Here is a 15,980-nt window from a genome sequence, read left to right on the forward strand (position 1 = left end):
CTCAGAGCCATGAGCCGCCATTCACGACACCCCGAACTGCATCGCTCCGAGCGCGTCGGCTGGCTGCGAGCCGCCGTGCTGGGCGCCAACGATGGCATCGTCTCGGTGGCTGGCCTGGTGGTCGGCGTGGCCGCCAGCGGCGCCTCGGCTGCGACCATCCTGGCCACCGGCGTGGCGGGTACCGTGGCCGGCGCGATGTCGATGGCGGCGGGCGAATATGTCTCGGTGCAGACCCAGGCCGACACCGAAGCGGCCGACCTGGCAATGGAAAAGCGCGAGCTGCGCGACGATCCGCACAGCGAACTGGAGGAGCTGGCCGCGATCTACCGCCACCGCGGCCTGGAGCCTGCGCTGGCGCGGCAGGTGGCCGAACAGCTCACCGCCCACGATGCGCTGGGTGCCCACGCCCGCGACGAACTGGGCATCACCGATACCCTGCGCGCCCGCCCGCTGCAGGCAGCGCTGGCCTCGGCCGGTGCGTTCACCTGCGGTGCGGCGCTGCCAGTGCTGACCGCCCTGCTGGCGCCGGTCGACAAGGTCGCACTGATGACCACGGCCAGTACCCTGCTCGGCCTGTGCCTGACCGGCGCGGTGGCAGCCCAGGCCGGCGGCGCCCCGCCGGTACGCGGCGCGATCCGGGTGATGTTCTGGGGCGCACTGGCAATGGCCGCCGCTGCAGGCGTCGGTCGCCTGTTCGGCGCCCAGGTGACATGACCGGCATGCTGCCGCCAGTTACCGCACTGCTGGCCGAGATGGCCAGCCTGGCCGGCTGCGCACGCGCCGAAGGTTATGCGTGCATCACCGCTCGGCGCGAACATGGCGCCAGCTCGGTGGAGATTCCGCAACCGCAGTTCGCGATCCTGCTGGAAGGCCGCAAGCAGGTGCGTACCGCGCACCAGTCGCTGGAGTTCATCCCCGGCGACATCCTGCTGCTGACCCAGCGCTGCCGCATCGATGTGGTCAACACCCCCGACCCACGCAGTGGCCGCTACCTCAGTGCCATCGTGCCGCTGTGTGCCGAAGTGCTGGCGGCCGCACGCACGCTGTGGAGCGAGGAGCTTCCCGTGCCAGGCCAGGTGATGGCGCGACTGCCGTTGATCGATCATGGCGCGGTGCTGCGCCAGTGGCGGCAATCGCTGCAGGACGGTCGTTACAGCGAAGCGCGGCTGGCCCTGGCCTCGCTGGTACTGACCTTGTGCCGGCAGGGCCACGGCAACCTGCTGCTGCCGCAGGCACCGAGCCTGGGCGAACAGATCCGCGACCGCATCGCCGCCGAACCGGCCCGCGACTGGCAATCGCGCGATGTGGAAGAACAGTTCGCGTTGAGCGGCGCGACCCTGCGCCGCCGTCTTGCCGCCGAAGACACCAGCCTGCGCCAGCTGCTCACCGAGGCACGGCTGGCGCATGGCATGCAGCTGCTCTACACCACGGACCTGCCGTTGAAGACCGTGGCAGCGCGCGCGGGCTACCGGTCTGCGGCGAGTTTCAGCAAGCGCTTCGCCGAGCAGTACGGACTGGCTCCCACAGACATTTGAGGGGGTTCGGCAGGGCTGCGCCCTGCACCCGCTCAATGCAACAGCAACGGCAACGGCAACGGCAACGGCCAAAGCCAGAGCCAGAGCCAGAGCGGCATTCCGTGGGATGGCGGGGCGGTGTGGGTGGGCAGGACACGCCGTAAACCCATCCATGGGGGCTCGATGGCGCCATCCATGGCGCCAACGGTCCTGCCCACCCACACCGCCCCGCCTTCGACAGGTTCACTCGGCTGTTGGCAACTGCGGCTTTGTTCCGCGCGGCTGTTGGTAGGTGTCGACCTTGGTCGACACGATTTTTCTGTCAGATATCGAATGAATTATCCACGCATGGCGTGGATCTACTGTGTCGACCAAGGTCGACACCCACCAAGGCAATACGTCGTTCCAACAGATCGCGGAAAACTGTCGAAGGCGGGGTGGGTCCGGTTGCGGGAGTGTCCGCGGCATGGATGCCGCGGCCAAGCCCCCATGGACGGGTTTACGGCGTCTCCCGCAACCGGACCCACCCCGCCATCCCACGGATAGCCCGCTGTCGCTGTTGCTGTTGCTTCGGCCGTTGCCCTGGCTCGTAGCGGGTGCAGGGCGCAGCCCTGCAGACAACACCCCTTCCCTGAGCATTCCGCGCAGTGGTTTGAGCGCCGTGCACACGCCGGCCACGGCACTCTGGGCACAACGGAACCGCCCGTCATCCACCGAGAACCGCCATGACCCTGCGTCCCCTGCCGCTGCGCGGCGCCCTGCTGCTGGCCCTGTCGTCCCTGCCGCTGGCTGCACTGGCCGAAGCCACCTCGCCCGCTCCCACCCAGCAGGTGCCCGGCGTCTACCACCAGCGCGTTGGTGCGCTGCAGGTCACCGCCCTGTTCGACGGCGTGGTCGCGCTGGGCCGGCAGGAAGTGGTCGACGTGCCGCCGACACTGGTCAGCCGCCTGTTGGAAGGCCGCTACGTACCGGAAGACAAGAAGGGCCTGCAGACCGCGATCAACGCCTTCCTGGTGCGCCAGGGCAACCACCTGACCCTGGTCGATACCGGCACCGCGCAGTGCTTCGGCCCCGGCCTGGGCCAAGTGCTGGGCAACCTGCGCGCCTCCGGCGTGGACCCGGCCGAGGTGGACGAGGTGCTGCTGACCCACGCCCACCCGGACCATCTGTGCGGCGTGCTCGACGCGCAGGGCAAGCCGGCCTACCCGAATGCCACGGTGTGGCTGTCCAAGGCCGATGCCGATTACTGGCTCAGCCCGGCCAGCGAGGCCACGGCGCCGAAGGGCGTGCGCTTCGCCTTCCCGCTGGCACGCAACGCGGTCGCGCCCTACCAGGCCAGCGGCCACCTGCGCACGTTCAGCCCCGGCGATGCCCTGCCCGGTGGCGCGGTGGCGATGGACACCCACGGCCATACCCCCGGCCATGTCTCCTACCGGTTCGACAGCCAGGGCCAGTCACTGCTGGTGTGGGGTGATGTGCTGCACTTCCATGCGGTGCAGTTCGCGCACCCAGAAGCGGCATTCGAGGCCGATTCGGACCGCAAGGCGGCCATCGCCAGCCGTCGCGGGCTGCTGCAGCAGGCCACCGCCAACGGTTGGTGGGTGGCCGGTGCGCACCTGCCGTTCCCGGGCCTGGGCCATGTGCGTGGCGAGGGCCAGGCCTATGCGTGGGTGCCGGCGGAGTATTCGCCGTTGTGAGGGTGTGCCGACCAAGGTCGGCACCCACCCGATCGGGTAGCGGCCGGCTGCCCGGTAGCGCCCGGCTGCCAGCCGGGCGACCGTAAATGCCTTATTCCAGCCCCAGCCAACCGCCGATCACGCCGCGGGCTTCGTCCACGCCGGTACGGTCTTCGCCGGAGAACACCTGCACGCTGACGCTGTCACCGTAAGCCGATTGCAGCTCCTTGCGCACCTTCTGCAGGGACTGCATCTGCTGGCTGCGGCTGAGCTTGTCGGCCTTGGTCAGCAACGCGTGCGCCGGCAGGCCACGCTGCACGGCATAGGACAGCATCTGCCGGTCGTAGTCCTTCAGGGGGTGGCGGATGTCCATCACCACCACCAGGCCCTTGAGGGCCTCGCGGGTGCGGAAATACTTGTCAATGAAGGCCTGCCAGTGCGCCTGCAGGTCCAGCGGCACCTTGGCGTAGCCGTAACCGGGCAGGTCGACCAGATGCGCTTCCGGGGTGACCTGGAAGAACACCAGCTGCTGGGTGCGGCCGGGGGTCTTGGAGACACGGGCCAGGGCGTTCTGGCGGGTCAGCGCGTTGAGCGCACTGGACTTGCCGGCGTTGGAGCGGCCGGCGAAGGCCACTTCAGCCCCTTCGTCGGGCGGCAGCTGCCGCACGTTGTGGGCCGAAAGGTGGTAACGGGCGCGTTCGATGAGCAATGACATGTGCCTAGGATCGCATGTTGCGGCGCCGCGCGCCCGTGCCGGCGGCCGCTGCGGCCATTTTGCTGCACTGCTGCGTTGACCGTGCGCGGAAACGGCGTTGATAATCCGGGCGATGCCGGCGGCCACCGTCCGGCCCGGTCCATACGGAGCTTCAGCATGCGCCACGCTCGCGTTCTTGCCGTATCCGCCCTTGCCACTGCTGTAGTCGTTGCCGCTGCTGCGTTCGCGCAGACCACGTTGACCCCGCTGCCCGACAACGGGCCGATCAATACCGCCTCGCTGGAGGTGGACTTCAGCAAGACCCACTGGGGCGATGCCAAGGCCGGCCAGACCAAGGCGACGGCCTGTGCGGCCTGCCATGGCGCCGACGGCAATTCCACGGTGGAGATGTATCCGTCCATCGCTGGCCAGAGCGAACGCTACGTGGCCCAGCAGATGGCCCTGATCGCCAATGGCCAGCGCAGTTCCGGCGCGGCGGTGGCGATGGTGCCGTTCGTGCAGAACCTCACCCCGCAGGACATGCGCGATATCGGCGCCTACTTCGCCACGCAGAAGGCCAACGCCGGCATCGCCGATGACACGGCAGTGACCGATGGCCCCTACAAGGGCATGAAGTTCTACGAGATCGGCCAGCAGCTGTACCGCGGCGGCGATGCCAAGCGCGGCCTGCCGGCCTGCATGGCCTGCCACGGCCCCAGCGGTGCCGGCAATCCCGGCCCGGCCTATCCGCACCTCGGTGGGCAGCACGCCAGCTATGTCGCGCGCCGCCTGCAGGAGTACCAGGCCGGCCAGACCAACGAGACCGACAAGGCGCACTTCCAGATCATGGCCACGGTCGCGCAGAAGCTCAGCGAGCAGGAGGTGCAGGCGCTGTCGAGCTACCTGCAGGGCCTGCACAACAAGGCCGACGATGTAGCCGCTGCGGCCACGCCGACGCAACCGGCTGCCGCCCCCTGACCACCACTGGTCGGCCCGGGCCGCGACGCCGGCCCACGGCTGCGGTATGTTTCCTTCACGCCGGCGACCGCGCCGGCGTTGCTTTTTTCAACGGAGATGCGTGTCGATGAGGTTGATTTCCCGCCTGCTGTTGTCCGTGCTGGTGCTGCTGCCGCTGGCAGCCTGCGCCGCCACCCCCGCCAATGCCCCGCTGGTCGAGGGCAAAGACTACGAGCGCATCGCCCAGCCAGGCCCGTTCCAGCCGCTGGCCGGCAAGATCGAAGTGGTCGAGGTCTTCGGCTATACCTGCCCGCACTGCGCCCATTTCGAACCGCAGCTGGAAGCCTGGGCGGCCAAGCTGCCGGCCGACGTGCGTTTCACCCCGGTGCCGGCGGCCTTCGGTGGCGCCTGGGATGCCTGGGCACTGGCCTACTACGCCGCCGACGAAGTCGGCGTGGCCAAGCGCAGCCACGCTGCCGTGTTCAAGGCCCTGCACGAGCAGGGATCGCTGCCGATGCAGAACGTCTCGGCCGATGAGCTCGCCACGTTCTACAAGGCCTACGGCGTGACCCCGGACCGCTACCTCCAGGCGCTGCGCGGCGATGCCGTGCAGAAGAAGGTCGAGGCCGCGCGCGCGTTCGCCCAGCGCACCAAGATCCCGGGCACCCCGGCCATCATCATCAACGGCCAGTACCTGGTGCGGGGCAACAGCTTCGACGACCAGCTGCGCATCGCCTCGGCGCTGATCGCGCAGGCCCGCGCCGCCCGCGGCCGCTGAACCAACGCCCACCCTCGACACGGCGCTGTCGCCGCCGCATGTCATCATTTCCCCCTGGCTGGCGCCTGGCGCCGGCCCCCACCTTTCCAGATGCTGGAGACGTTTCCATGAAGATCCGTTACGCCCTCGCCCTCGCAGCGCTGCTGCCGATCCTGGCTGCCTGCAAGGCTGATGACGGCAGCACCAACACCACCGCGGCCCCGGCCGCACCGGCAGCCGCCCCGGCCACCGCCGAACCGGCCGCTGCGCCGGCCACGGGCAGCGAAGGCACCGCTCCGGCTGCCGCCGAAGGCGAAAAGGCCCCGACCGAAGCCGCCCCCGCCGCGGCGCCGGCCCCGACCACCGCCGCGCTGACCGGCCCGGCCCCGGTGGAAGGCGCCGATTACCAGGTGATCCCGAACGGCCAGCCGTTCCAGCCGGCTGCCGGCAAGATCGAAGTGACCGAGATCTTCGGCTACGTCTGCCCGGCCTGCGCCGCATTCCAGCCGCTGGTCGGCCCGTGGAAGGCCGGCCTGCCCAGCGACGTGAACTTCGTCTACGTGCCGGCCATGTTCGGCGGCACCTGGGATGACTACGCCCGTGCCTTCTACGCCGCGCAGACCCTGGGCGTGCAGGAAAAGACCCACGAAGCGCTGTACGCCGCCATCCACTCGCAGAAGACCCTGAAGGGCGAGCGCGGCCGTGACTCGGTGGAAGACATCGCCAAGTTCTACGCCGCCTATGGCGTGGATCCGAAGCAGTTCGCCGCCACCATGGGCAGCTTCGCGGTGAACGCCAAGACCAACTCGGCCAAGCAGTTCGCCCAGCGCAGCCAGATCAGCGGCACCCCGTCGATCATCGTCAACGGCAAGTACCTGGTGAAGGGCAAGAGCTTCCCGGACATGCTGCGCATCGCCGACCACCTGATCGCCCGCGAACGCGGTGCGGCCCAGGCTCACTGATCCAAGAGAAGCATTTCCCGGCCGTGAATTCCCCCCGTACACGGACCCTGCGCTTGCTGACGGCCAACATCCAGGCCGGCTCAAGTACCCGCCGCTACAGCGACTATGTGACCCGCAGCTGGTCACATGCGCTGCCGGCGGGGCGCAAGCGCAGCAGCCTGGACGCGATCGCCACCCTGGCGCGCGACCATGACATCGTCGGCCTGCAGGAGGCCGATCCGGGCAGCCTGCGCTCGGGCTTCACCAACCAGACCCACTACCTGGCCCAGCGCGCCGGCTTCAACTACTGGAGCCACCAGCCGAACCGGCGCATGGGCGGCGTGGCGTCCAGTGCCAATGGCCTGCTGAGCAAGCTGGAACCGGTGGAAGTGCAGGACCATGCCCTGCCCGGCCGCATCGGCGGGCGCGGCGTGCTGCTGGCCAAGTTCGGCGACGGTACCGATGGCCTGGCGGTGGCGGTGGCGCATCTGTCATTGGGCGCGGGCTCGCGGATGTCGCAGCTGGGCTTCATCGCCGAGCTGCTGTCCGACCACCCCAACGCGGTGCTGATGGGCGACTTCAACTGCCTGGCCGAACGCCCGGAAATGCAGGTGCTGTACCAGAAGACCCGGCTGCAGCCCCCGGGCTGCATCGTGCCGACCTTCCCCAGCTGGCGCCCCGACCGCGCCATCGACCACATCCTGGTCAGCAGTGGCCTGCAGACTCGTACCGTGGAAGCCGTACCAGCCGCGTTCTCCGATCACCTCGCCCTGGCGATGCAGATCGACGTCCCGGCCGACGCCCTGCGCTGACTCGCCCTTACGGTAGGTGCGGACCGTTGGTCCGCACGCTCTGCGCCGGCCGCCGCCCGGCGCCCCCCTAAATCGGGGCATAAACGACTTAATCCCCTCCGTCCCCTTTTTTTCAGGCGGTGACGGGTGCCTTCAGGCGCCGCGCGGTCGTCGTGCTGCCCACCGAGGCCAGCACCGTGCAGCCGATCGCCAGCCACTGCAGCCCATGCAAGTGCTCGTGCAGCAGAAGCATGGCCCACAGCGCGGCCACCGCCGGTTCCATGCTGATCAGGATGCCGAAGGTCTCCTTCGGCAGCCGCTTGAGCGCCATCATCTCCAGTGACATCGGGATCGCGCTGGACACCAGCGCCACCAGCAGCCCGGCGGCCAGGATCTTCGGGTCGAGCAGCGCGGCACCGGCATGCACCACGCCCACCGGCACCACCACCAGGGATGCCGCCAGCAGCCCCAGCGACACCGAATGCCCGGCATGCAGGTGGCCGGCACGCTTGCCGAACACGATGTACAGGCCCCAGCACGCCGCAGCCCCCATCGCATACAGCACGCCAGCGGGATCCAGCGCCGGACCACCGCCGATCGGCAGCAGCAACAGCAGCCCCACCGCCGCACAGCCCACCCAGAGGAAATCGATCGGCCGTCGCGACGACAGCATGGCCACCGTCAGCGGCCCGGTGAATTCGATGGCCACCGCGATGCCGAAGGGAATGGTGCGCAGGGCCATGTAGAACAGCAGGTTCATCAGGCCCAGGGTGAGGCCGTAGCGCAGGATGGTGATCGCATCCGGGCGGCTGGTCTTCCAGCGCCACGGCCGCCAGAACAGCAGCAAAAACAGCGCCGAGAAGCCCACGCGCAGCGCGCTGGTGCCCTGCGCGCCGATCAGCGGGAACAGGTGTTTTGCATAGGAGGTGCCGATGGCCAGCGAGGTGACCGAGCCAAGCACCGCCAGCGCCGGCAACATCGGCGCGAGTCGTGGGGTCTGCATGGGCAAAGTCTATTGCGCCAGCGCCGAGCACTTGGCTCAATTGACGGCCCGTTCGTGCAACTTCTGCTCGCCATGGCCATCGCTCCCGTGCTCGACAGTTTCGACCGCGCCATCCTCGACCTCCTGCAGCGGGACAACACCCTGCCGCAGCGCGAAATCGCCGAGTCCGTGCACCTGTCCACCCCGGCCGTGCAACGGCGCATCAAGCGCCTGCAGGACAGTGGCGTGATCGCGGCCAACGTGGCGGTGGTCGCCGCAGCCAAGATCGGTCGGCCGCTGACCATCATCGTCGAGGTGCGCGTGGTCAGCGAGCAGCGCGACCGCGTGGCGCCGTTCAGGCGCCGCGTGCAGGACGACCCGGCGGTACAGCAGTGCTACTCCATCACCGGCGATGGCGATTTCCTGCTGCTGCTTTCGGCGGCGTCGATGGAAGAGTACGAGGCCATCACCGAGCGGTTGTTCGGCGGCGATGACAACATCGAGCGCTTCCGCACCTCGGTGGCGCTGGGCACGTTGAAGCGGAGTTTCGAGGTCCCGCTGACACCGGTTCTGTAGCGTCGAGCCATGAATACACCGTCCTCCCACGCCCACCGCCTTCGCCGCTGGTTGCTGCGTGGCCTGTGGCTGGCCATTGCGCTCGTCGCGGCGATGACGCTGTGGAACAGCCCATGGGCGGCCGCACCGAAGATGCTGTGGGCGCTCTCGCGGATGCCGCCGGCCACGCAACTACCGGTCCCGGTGGACGGCGTGCGGCCACGCCAGATCGCCGATACCTTCGGCGCGCCACGTGGCCGTGACCGCTCCCACGCCGGCATCGACATCTTCGCCAAACGCGGCACCCCAGTGCGCAGCGCCACGGCCGGTGTCGTCGCGGATGTCAGCGAACGCGGGCTCGGCGGGCGCCAGGTCTGGGTGATCGGGCCCGGGCGCGAACGCTACTACTACGCGCATCTGGAGGACTGGGCCGACGGCCTGGTACGCGGCCAGGTGGTGCAGCCCGGCGATCTGCTCGGCCATGTCGGCGACAGCGGCAACGCCAAGGGCACGCCGCCGCACCTGCACTGGGGCGTCTACGGCACCGACGGCGCGCGAAACCCGCTGCCATTGCTGCGCTGACTGCCACTGCACACCCGCAGATCGATCTGTTCATGATTTGTAAACAGGAATAGTTCGTATTACCATTTCTTTCGTTTCCGGTGGTGCCAGGACGGCCTGCCCGTCCGTTTCCCACCCGTAGCGCCACGCCTCTGGATGCCGGCCGAGCGCGCGTGCTCGTCCAGGACCCCCATGACCCGTTCCGTCTTCCGTACGCCGCAGCCACAACGGCTGTCCGTTGCCGTGCTCGCCGTTCTCTGCGCCGTGGCCCCGGCCGCCTTCGCCGAAACCGCCGCCGATCCGACCAACCTCGACAAGGTGGCGGTGAAGGGTGAACGCGCCGAAGGCTATTCGGTGCGCCGCACCTCGGCCGGTACCCGCTTCGACCTGGCCCCGCGCGAGATCCCGCAGTCGATCAGCATCATCAGCCACCAGCGCATCGAAGATCAGAACCTCGACGACATCATCGACGTGCTGGCCAACACCACCGGCGTGACCAGCACCCAGTCCGACAGCGAACGCACCGAGTTCTACGCGCGCGGTTTCTACATCGATGCCTACCAGTTCGATGGCCTGCCGACGCAGATGGTGCAGAACTGGAGCTACGGTGATTCCGGCCTGGACCTGGCGCTGTACGACCGCGTGGAAGTGGTGCGTGGTGCCACCGGCCTGCTCAGTGGTGCCGGCAATCCGTCCGCGTCGGTGAACCTGATCCGCAAGCATGCCGACAGCGCCGAACTGACCGGCAGCGTCTCGGTGAACGTCGGCAGTTGGGGCCGCACCCGCACCACGGTGGACGTGGGCAGTGCGCTGAACGCCACCGGCACCGTGCGCGGCCGCGTGATCGGCAGCTACCTGGACACCGACGGCCAGATGGATCGTTACAACCAGCGCAAGACGCTGGGCTATGCGGTCATCGACGCCGACCTGACCCCGGACACCCAGCTGAGCGTGGGCTACGACTACCAGCAGAAGCGCGCCAACGGCGCGACCTGGGGCGGCTTCCCGATGCTGTACTCCGATGGCTCGCGCACCGGCTATGACGAATCGTTCAACGCCAGCCCGGACTGGACCTACTGGGACACCACCAGCAAGCGCGCGTTCGCCACCCTGCAGCACGCCTTCAGCAATGGCTGGAAGTTCAAGGTCGGTGCCACGCACGATGAGACCAAGGCCGACGACAAGCTGTTCTACCCGGCATACAACGACTGGACCACGGGCGCATCGAACTTCGACAGAACCAACGGCACGGGCATCTCGCCTTCCGCGGGTTTCTACAACACCGAGCGCAAGGTCACCGGTGTTGATGGCTACGTTGACGGTCCGTTCCAGCTGTTCGGCCGCGAGCACCAGTTCATGGCCGGACTGAGCTACAACAAGCGCGACTATGCCAACTATGGCGACTACCAGGTCGGTGGCGCCGGCAAGACCTGGGACCCGTTCACCAGCTACCTGCACTGGACCGGCAACATCAGCGAGCCGAACTGGAACCCGCTGGCACTGGCCAGCCAGGGCACCATCACCCAGAAGGCCGGTTACGCCGCCGCACGCCTGTCACTGGCCGATCCGTTGAAGCTGATCATCGGCGCCCGCTACACCGACTGGAAGAGCGAAGGCGAAGGCGCCGACCGCGCACACAAGGTTACCACGCCGTATGCAGGGCTGGTGTTCGACATCAACGATACGTACTCGACCTACGCCAGCTACACCGAGATCTTCCAGCCGCAGACGCTGAAGGATCGCGACGGCAGCTATCTCGATCCGGTCGATGGCAAGAGCTACGAGGTGGGCGTCAAGGGGGCATGGTTCGACAACCGCCTGAATGCCTCGCTGGCGGTGTTCCGCATCGAACAGGACAACGTCGGCCAAGCCACCGGCGAGCCGGTGCAGGGCAGCCCGAACGAGTTCGCCTATCGCGCCGCACGCGGCACCGTCAGCCGTGGCTTCGAGTTCGAGGTGAACGGTGAACTGGCACCGGGCTGGAATGCCACCTTCGGCGCCTCGCGCTACGTGGCCAAGGACATCAACGACGCCGACATCAACACCAACCTGCCGCAGACCGCCCTGAAGCTTTTCACCAGCTACACCCCGCAGTCGCTGCAGGAACTGACCGTCGGCGGCGGTGCCAACTGGCAGAACCGCATCTACTACCCGGTACCTGCCTACGGCCGCATCGAGCAGAGTGGCTATGCACTGGTCAGCGCCTTCGTGCGCTACCGCATCTCGCCGGAGTTCAGCGTGCAGGCCAACCTCAACAACCTGCTGGACAAGAAGTACCTGTCGCAGATCAACGGCTACGGTGCGTATGGCGATGGCCGCAACGGCTCGCTGACGTTCACCTGGTCGTTCTGATCCAACCGGCTTTGTAGCGTCGAGCCATGCTCGACTCGATCATGCAGGACAGTCGAGCATGGCTCGACGCTACAACGGCGCCGGGCTGAGCCCGGCGCCACTCTCACATCAGAACCGCAGATCCGCGCGCAGGTACCAGTAGCGGCCACGCGGGATGTCGTAGGTCGAAGCGTCGTAGCCGTTCAACGAGCACGACAGGCAGATCGGCGGATCCTTGTCGAACACGTTGTTCAGGCCGGCGGTCAGCTGCAACCCTTTCATCCAGTCGATCTTGTAGCCCACCTGCATGTCGTGGAAGGTGGTGGCCGACAGCGTGTTGGTGCCCGCTGCCTGGTTGCTGCACACCGGGAAGGCCGCGGCATCGCCACAGTTCTCGGTCAGCTCGGAGATGTGCCGCACCGTCCAGTTGGCGCTCCAGCGGTCCATCGTCCAGCCGATGCTGGCATTGCTGGTCCACTCCGGAATCGAGCTGTCGGCCACTTCCACGCCCGGCTTCTGCGGCTGCTTCTGCCCGGCCGCGCCGGTGGCCTCGTAACGGCCGACGAAGGTGTTCTTCCACGCCAGCTTGAACTGGCCGATGGAGGTCTGCGGCAGGGTCCAGAACAGATCCACGTCCCAGCCGTCGGTCTTGATCGAACCCAGGTTGGTCAGGCGGTTGTTGAAGCTGCTGACCGCACCGGTGCTGGCACGGGTGATGCCATCGCAGTAGACCGGGTCCAGCGTATCCACGCACAGGTCCAGCTGGGTCTGCGCGTTGATCGCCTGGATCGCACCATCGATGGCATGGCGGTAGAAGGTCACCTCCACGTCGAAGCGCTCCGACCACGACGCATTGTTGCCGAACCACGGGCTCCACACGAAGCCGGCGCTGAAGCTGCGCGAGCGTTCCGGCTCCAGTTCGCGGTTGCCGCCGGTGGTCACCGAGATCTGCGAGTTGGCCTGCTGGAAGCCGGCCGGCACGCCCAGCGCGGCACAGTTGGCGGCGCTGCCACGCGGCGGAGTGCCGCCCAGCCCCACCGAGCACGGGTCGAACAGCTGCAGGTCGGCACGCGCCGCCGAGCCGTACAGTTCACCGATCGACGGTGCGCGGAAGCCCTCGGCGTAGGTGGTGCGCAGCACGAAGTCATCGGTCACCTGCCAGCGCAGGCCGTACTTGGGCGTGAACTCGCCACCGAAGGTGGAGTAGTCCGAATAGCGGCCGGCCAGGCTCAGGTCCAGTTTCTTGCCGAACGAGGAATCGGCGAAGATCGGCACGCTCAACTCCAGGTAGGCCTCGTTGACGTCGTAGGAACCGGAGGTCGGCTGCGACGGCACGCCGTTGTAGTGGCCGATCACCGTCAGCGGATCGGGCTGGTAGGAGCCCTTGTACTTGCGGTACTCGAAGCCGGTGGCGAAGGATACCGGACCGGCCGGCAGCGAGAACAGCTCGCTGGACAGGTTGGCGGTGAACAGGCTCAGTTCGTTCTGGCTGCGGTCGCGCACCACCGGCTGGATCCACTTCAGCATGTCCGGGGTGATCGAACCGACGCCGCCGAAGATGTTCAACGGCACGCAGCCCGGCGTGGCCGCACAGACGGACGGATCGCCCAGCGCCATGTTCACCTTGTAGATGTCATAGCTGCCGTAGTTGGTCTGTTCGGCCTTGTTCTTGCTGTACATGCCGTTGACGTCCCAGTACCAGCTGCGGTCGGCGGCATGGAAATCACCGACCAGGCCGGTGGCGAAGTAGGTGGTGTCCACTTTCTGCTTGAACACGCGCGCACCGCCTTCCACCGGGCGACGACCGATCAGGCTCATGTTGTCGCCGGAAACCAGATCGAAGCCGAACGGGTTGTACGGATTCAGGCGCGAGACCACGATGTTGTCGGCCAGCGGATTGCCGGTGGCGCCATCGGGGCCGAAGAACAGCGGCTCCGGGCCGGCCTGGTTGGTCGACTCACGACGGTTGCCCAGTGCCTTGACGTACCACTGCACGTTGTCGGTGATGTCGAAGCGGAACTGACCGAACAGGCCCTTGCGCTCCGACGGCGTCAGCACCATGTTGTATTCGGCGAAGTTGAAGCGGTCGGCGGTGGTGAAGCAGTGGTAGTCATCCGTGCGGCTGCAGCCGGCGCTGCCGTCGTAGCGTGGATTGCTCACGCCGGTATTGGGCACGATGTTCTGCACCGCACCGGTGTTCGGGTCGGTGAACATGAAACGGCCCTGCGGAATGCCACCGCTGCCGAACGCCAGGCCGGTGCCGGGAATCGGGAAGCGCGACTGCTCGCGGTCCTTGGCAAATACCGGATCCTGCTTGGTCCAGCTGGCGCCCAGGAACAGGCTGAAGCGGTCGCCACTCTTGCCCCAGGCCAGGTCCACGCCCTTCTGCGTGCCGTCGCCCTTGCTGTACTCGCCGTAGTTCAGCGTCACCTGCCCACCATCGAAGTCACGGCGGGTGATGATGTTGACCACGCCGGCAATGGCATCGGAGCCGTACAGCGACGACGCGCCATCTTCCAGCACCTCGATGCGCTCGACGATGGCCAGCGGAATGGTATTGAGATCGGTAGCCGAGCCGACGCCGGAGGCGGACGACTCATTGACCCAGCGGATGCCATCGACCAGCACCAGCACGCGCTTGGCCCCCAGGTGGCGCAGATCGACCTGCGCCGAGCCGGCACCCACGCCACTGCCATCGGGCGGGAAACCGAAGTTGCCGGACGAGTTGAACTTGGCGTTGAGCGCCGAACCGGAACCGGTGAGCTGCTGCAGCACTTCGCCGATCGAGGTCAGGCCGGTGCGTTCGATGTCACCGCGCGTCAATGTCTGGATCGGCACCTGGCCTTCGACTTCAGCGCGCTTGATGCGGGTACCGGTCACTTCCACCGCATCCAGGTTGGTGGTGGATTGCGCAGCGGCACCCAACGGTGCCAGGGCCGTCACGCACAGCGCAACGGCAACCGCCAACGGGCGGTGATGCAGGTGAATCATTCGCTCTCTCTCCAAAGGAATGTCGGGACATGGACTGCCGCGCTCCCCCCTGCGTGGCGGCAGCGTCTCCTTTGTAAACAAGTGGTAAAAATCACGGCGTGATGATCGACACTATTTCACGCGGAATTGACGCAATTGCAGGCCGATTACGTCAGATAGCTGCAGGTTATGACCGGACGATACTGTTCGCAGCAGGCAGCCTTGATGCTGGCTGCGACAGCGCGCGCCGGGAGCTGCCGCATTCATGAAAAAGGTCTTTGCCGGACCGTTTCAGGAATAGTTTGAAATTCCTTCGTTTAGAAGGCCCCGCTAGTCGACCCCGTGCAGACTCGCACCTGCAGCCATTCGCGGGAGGATCGATCATGAAAGCAGCAACTGCCGTGCCGGGCGTCATGATGGTACTGACGCTGCTTCTTTCCTTGGCAGGCGAATCAAGGGCAGGCGGCGTGATCGAGTGCAACAACTGCCCCTCTCCCAGCGATGCGGCCTTGGCCTCGGGAGAGGGACTGACGGTTGTGGTGGATTTCGAGAGAGCCGAGTTGACTGCTTTCGACGTTGAACATGACCCTGAGAGCAGAAAGTGGCGAGCACATCCGACAGCGGTTCCAGCGCAGATTGAAATGGCTTTTCTGCGGATCCTGGATGCGACACTGTCAGCAGGGCAAGCGCCGCTCATGCAGCAATCACCGCATGAGCGGCAGTGAGACAACGCCCTACCGCACGAACGCAATGCGCTCCATACCGGTGGCCTCGGCAGCGGCCAGAATCCGCGCCATGCCTTCGTACTCGGCCGCCGGATCGGTGGCGATGCGCAGCTCCGGCAGGTTGCCGGCATGTTCGCCCACCTGTGCCTGCAGGCGCGCCTGCAGATCGCCGATGACCATCGGCTGGCCATTCCAGCTGAGCTGGTTGCCAGCGTCCAGGCTCAGCTCGATCGGCGGTGGCGGTTCGAGGCGATCGATCGTGCGATCGGTGGACTGTGGCAGCTGCACGGCAATCGGCCGGGCCACGATCGGCGCGGTCACGATGAAGATGATCAACAGCACCAGCATCACATCCACCAGTGGCGTGACATTGATGTCCGTCAGCGGGCCGCTTCTTCCTGCGCTACTGAACGCCATGTGCCGCTCCGTGCAGCCGGGCCGTTCGCCCAAGGCCGACAGTACGTCGCCTTCCGTCACCTGCGGCAGTGCCTGTACGGGTTCGTTCAGCTGTCGTTGCCGACGCCCG

Annotated in this window: 15 protein-coding genes; 11 read left to right on the forward strand and 4 right to left on the reverse strand. The window is 67.0% G+C overall.

Annotated features, from left to right (window positions below):
• Positions 1-9 precede the first annotated feature (9 nt).
• The 3 genes from JLDANKMP_RS17950 (at position 10) to JLDANKMP_RS17960 (ending at position 3,211) form a co-directional block, all read left to right on the forward strand.
• Positions 10-714, forward strand: a complete 705-nt coding sequence (locus JLDANKMP_RS17950) for a VIT family protein (protein WP_012481248.1) — start codon at positions 10-12, stop codon at positions 712-714.
• Complete coding sequence (locus tag JLDANKMP_RS17955; RefSeq protein WP_049433568.1) at positions 711-1,535, forward strand: AraC family transcriptional regulator; 825 nt, start codon at positions 711-713, stop codon at positions 1,533-1,535. The genes JLDANKMP_RS17950 and JLDANKMP_RS17955 overlap by 4 nt, the downstream gene beginning before the upstream one ends.
• A 704-nt stretch (positions 1,536-2,239) precedes the next feature.
• Entirely contained in the window at positions 2,240-3,211 is a 972-nt protein-coding gene (locus JLDANKMP_RS17960; RefSeq protein ID WP_212561775.1) for an MBL fold metallo-hydrolase, read from the forward strand.
• A gap of 91 nt (positions 3,212-3,302) precedes the next feature.
• On the opposite strand, the gene yihA is transcribed toward JLDANKMP_RS17960, so the two are convergent.
• Positions 3,303-3,905 (reverse strand): ribosome biogenesis GTP-binding protein YihA/YsxC, encoded by a 603-nt coding sequence (gene yihA, locus JLDANKMP_RS17965; RefSeq protein ID WP_005411022.1) that lies wholly within the window; start codon positions 3,903-3,905, stop codon positions 3,303-3,305.
• Positions 3,906-4,061: 156 nt separating this feature from the next.
• On the opposite strand from yihA, the gene JLDANKMP_RS17970 reads away from it, so the two are divergent.
• The 4 genes from JLDANKMP_RS17970 (at position 4,062) to JLDANKMP_RS17985 (ending at position 7,351) form a co-directional block, all read left to right on the forward strand.
• Positions 4,062-4,862, forward strand: coding sequence for a c-type cytochrome (locus JLDANKMP_RS17970; protein WP_014648400.1), 801 nt, complete (start codon positions 4,062-4,064; stop codon positions 4,860-4,862).
• 106 nt (positions 4,863-4,968) lie between these two features.
• Positions 4,969-5,619 carry a thiol:disulfide interchange protein DsbA/DsbL gene (locus tag JLDANKMP_RS17975; protein ID WP_032960695.1) on the forward strand — a complete coding sequence of 217 codons (651 nt, stop codon included), beginning with the start codon at positions 4,969-4,971 and terminating at the stop codon, positions 5,617-5,619.
• Between the two features lie 107 nt (positions 5,620-5,726).
• A complete protein-coding gene (locus tag JLDANKMP_RS17980) occupies positions 5,727-6,560 on the forward strand; it encodes a thiol:disulfide interchange protein DsbA/DsbL (protein WP_180886878.1) in 834 nt (277 codons plus the stop codon).
• Between the two features lie 53 nt (positions 6,561-6,613).
• Entirely contained in the window at positions 6,614-7,351 is a 738-nt protein-coding gene (locus JLDANKMP_RS17985; RefSeq protein WP_021202520.1) for an endonuclease/exonuclease/phosphatase family protein, read from the forward strand.
• A gap of 112 nt (positions 7,352-7,463) precedes the next feature.
• On the opposite strand, the gene JLDANKMP_RS17990 is transcribed toward JLDANKMP_RS17985, so the two are convergent.
• Complete coding sequence (locus JLDANKMP_RS17990) at positions 7,464-8,333, reverse strand: EamA family transporter (RefSeq protein WP_212561776.1); 870 nt, start codon at positions 8,331-8,333, stop codon at positions 7,464-7,466.
• A gap of 72 nt (positions 8,334-8,405) precedes the next feature.
• Between JLDANKMP_RS17990 and JLDANKMP_RS17995 the strand changes: the two genes are divergently transcribed.
• From JLDANKMP_RS17995 to fhuE, 3 genes are all read left to right on the forward strand, one after another.
• Positions 8,406-8,888, forward strand: coding sequence for an Lrp/AsnC family transcriptional regulator (locus tag JLDANKMP_RS17995; protein WP_005411028.1), 483 nt, complete (start codon positions 8,406-8,408; stop codon positions 8,886-8,888).
• A 9-nt stretch (positions 8,889-8,897) separates the two neighbouring features.
• Positions 8,898-9,449, forward strand: coding sequence for a M23 family metallopeptidase (locus JLDANKMP_RS18000; protein WP_212561777.1), 552 nt, complete (start codon positions 8,898-8,900; stop codon positions 9,447-9,449).
• A 171-nt stretch (positions 9,450-9,620) separates the two neighbouring features.
• Positions 9,621-11,780, forward strand: coding sequence for a ferric-rhodotorulic acid/ferric-coprogen receptor FhuE (gene fhuE, locus JLDANKMP_RS18005; protein WP_212561778.1), 2,160 nt, complete (start codon positions 9,621-9,623; stop codon positions 11,778-11,780).
• A gap of 108 nt (positions 11,781-11,888) precedes the next feature.
• Here the strand turns inward: fhuE and JLDANKMP_RS18010 are convergent, their stop codons facing one another.
• On the reverse strand, positions 11,889-14,750 hold the full coding sequence (locus JLDANKMP_RS18010; protein ID WP_005414478.1) for a TonB-dependent receptor: 2,862 nt from the start codon (positions 14,748-14,750) through the stop codon (positions 11,889-11,891).
• A gap of 362 nt (positions 14,751-15,112) precedes the next feature.
• Between JLDANKMP_RS18010 and JLDANKMP_RS18015 the strand changes: the two genes are divergently transcribed.
• Positions 15,113-15,454, forward strand: coding sequence for a hypothetical protein (locus JLDANKMP_RS18015; RefSeq protein WP_134948574.1), 342 nt, complete (start codon positions 15,113-15,115; stop codon positions 15,452-15,454).
• 9 nt (positions 15,455-15,463) lie between these two features.
• On the opposite strand, the gene JLDANKMP_RS18020 is transcribed toward JLDANKMP_RS18015, so the two are convergent.
• A complete protein-coding gene (locus JLDANKMP_RS18020; RefSeq protein ID WP_212561779.1) occupies positions 15,464-15,871 on the reverse strand; it encodes a biopolymer transporter ExbD in 408 nt (135 codons plus the stop codon).
• Positions 15,872-15,980 lie beyond the last annotated feature (109 nt).

It is taken from the genome of Stenotrophomonas sp. PE591 (assembly GCF_018320795.1).
In the GTDB taxonomy this organism is placed as follows: Bacteria; Pseudomonadota; Gammaproteobacteria; order Xanthomonadales; family Xanthomonadaceae; genus Stenotrophomonas; species Stenotrophomonas maltophilia.

Bases quoted from the DNA above. Each gene is read 5' to 3' on its own strand.
- JLDANKMP_RS17980 (WP_180886878.1), top strand. From the start codon at position 5,727: ATGAAGATCCGTTACGCCCTCGCCCTCGCAGCGCTGCTGCCGATCCTG.
- JLDANKMP_RS17975 (WP_032960695.1), top strand. From the start codon at position 4,969: ATGAGGTTGATTTCCCGCCTGCTGTTGTCCGTGCTGGTGCTGCTGCCG.
- JLDANKMP_RS18010 (WP_005414478.1), bottom strand. From the start codon at position 14,750: ATGATTCACCTGCATCACCGCCCGTTGGCGGTTGCCGTTGCGCTGTGC.
- JLDANKMP_RS18000 (WP_212561777.1), top strand. From the start codon at position 8,898: ATGAATACACCGTCCTCCCACGCCCACCGCCTTCGCCGCTGGTTGCTG.
- JLDANKMP_RS17970 (WP_014648400.1), top strand. From the start codon at position 4,062: ATGCGCCACGCTCGCGTTCTTGCCGTATCCGCCCTTGCCACTGCTGTA.
- JLDANKMP_RS17955 (WP_049433568.1), top strand. From the start codon at position 711: ATGACCGGCATGCTGCCGCCAGTTACCGCACTGCTGGCCGAGATGGCC.
- JLDANKMP_RS17995 (WP_005411028.1), top strand. From the start codon at position 8,406: ATGGCCATCGCTCCCGTGCTCGACAGTTTCGACCGCGCCATCCTCGAC.
- JLDANKMP_RS17960 (WP_212561775.1), top strand. From the start codon at position 2,240: ATGACCCTGCGTCCCCTGCCGCTGCGCGGCGCCCTGCTGCTGGCCCTG.
- JLDANKMP_RS17950 (WP_012481248.1), top strand. From the start codon at position 10: ATGAGCCGCCATTCACGACACCCCGAACTGCATCGCTCCGAGCGCGTC.
- yihA (WP_005411022.1), bottom strand. From the start codon at position 3,905: ATGTCATTGCTCATCGAACGCGCCCGTTACCACCTTTCGGCCCACAAC.
- fhuE (WP_212561778.1), top strand. From the start codon at position 9,621: ATGACCCGTTCCGTCTTCCGTACGCCGCAGCCACAACGGCTGTCCGTT.
- JLDANKMP_RS18015 (WP_134948574.1), top strand. From the start codon at position 15,113: ATGAAAGCAGCAACTGCCGTGCCGGGCGTCATGATGGTACTGACGCTG.
- JLDANKMP_RS18020 (WP_212561779.1), bottom strand. From the start codon at position 15,871: ATGGCGTTCAGTAGCGCAGGAAGAAGCGGCCCGCTGACGGACATCAAT.
- JLDANKMP_RS17990 (WP_212561776.1), bottom strand. From the start codon at position 8,333: ATGCAGACCCCACGACTCGCGCCGATGTTGCCGGCGCTGGCGGTGCTT.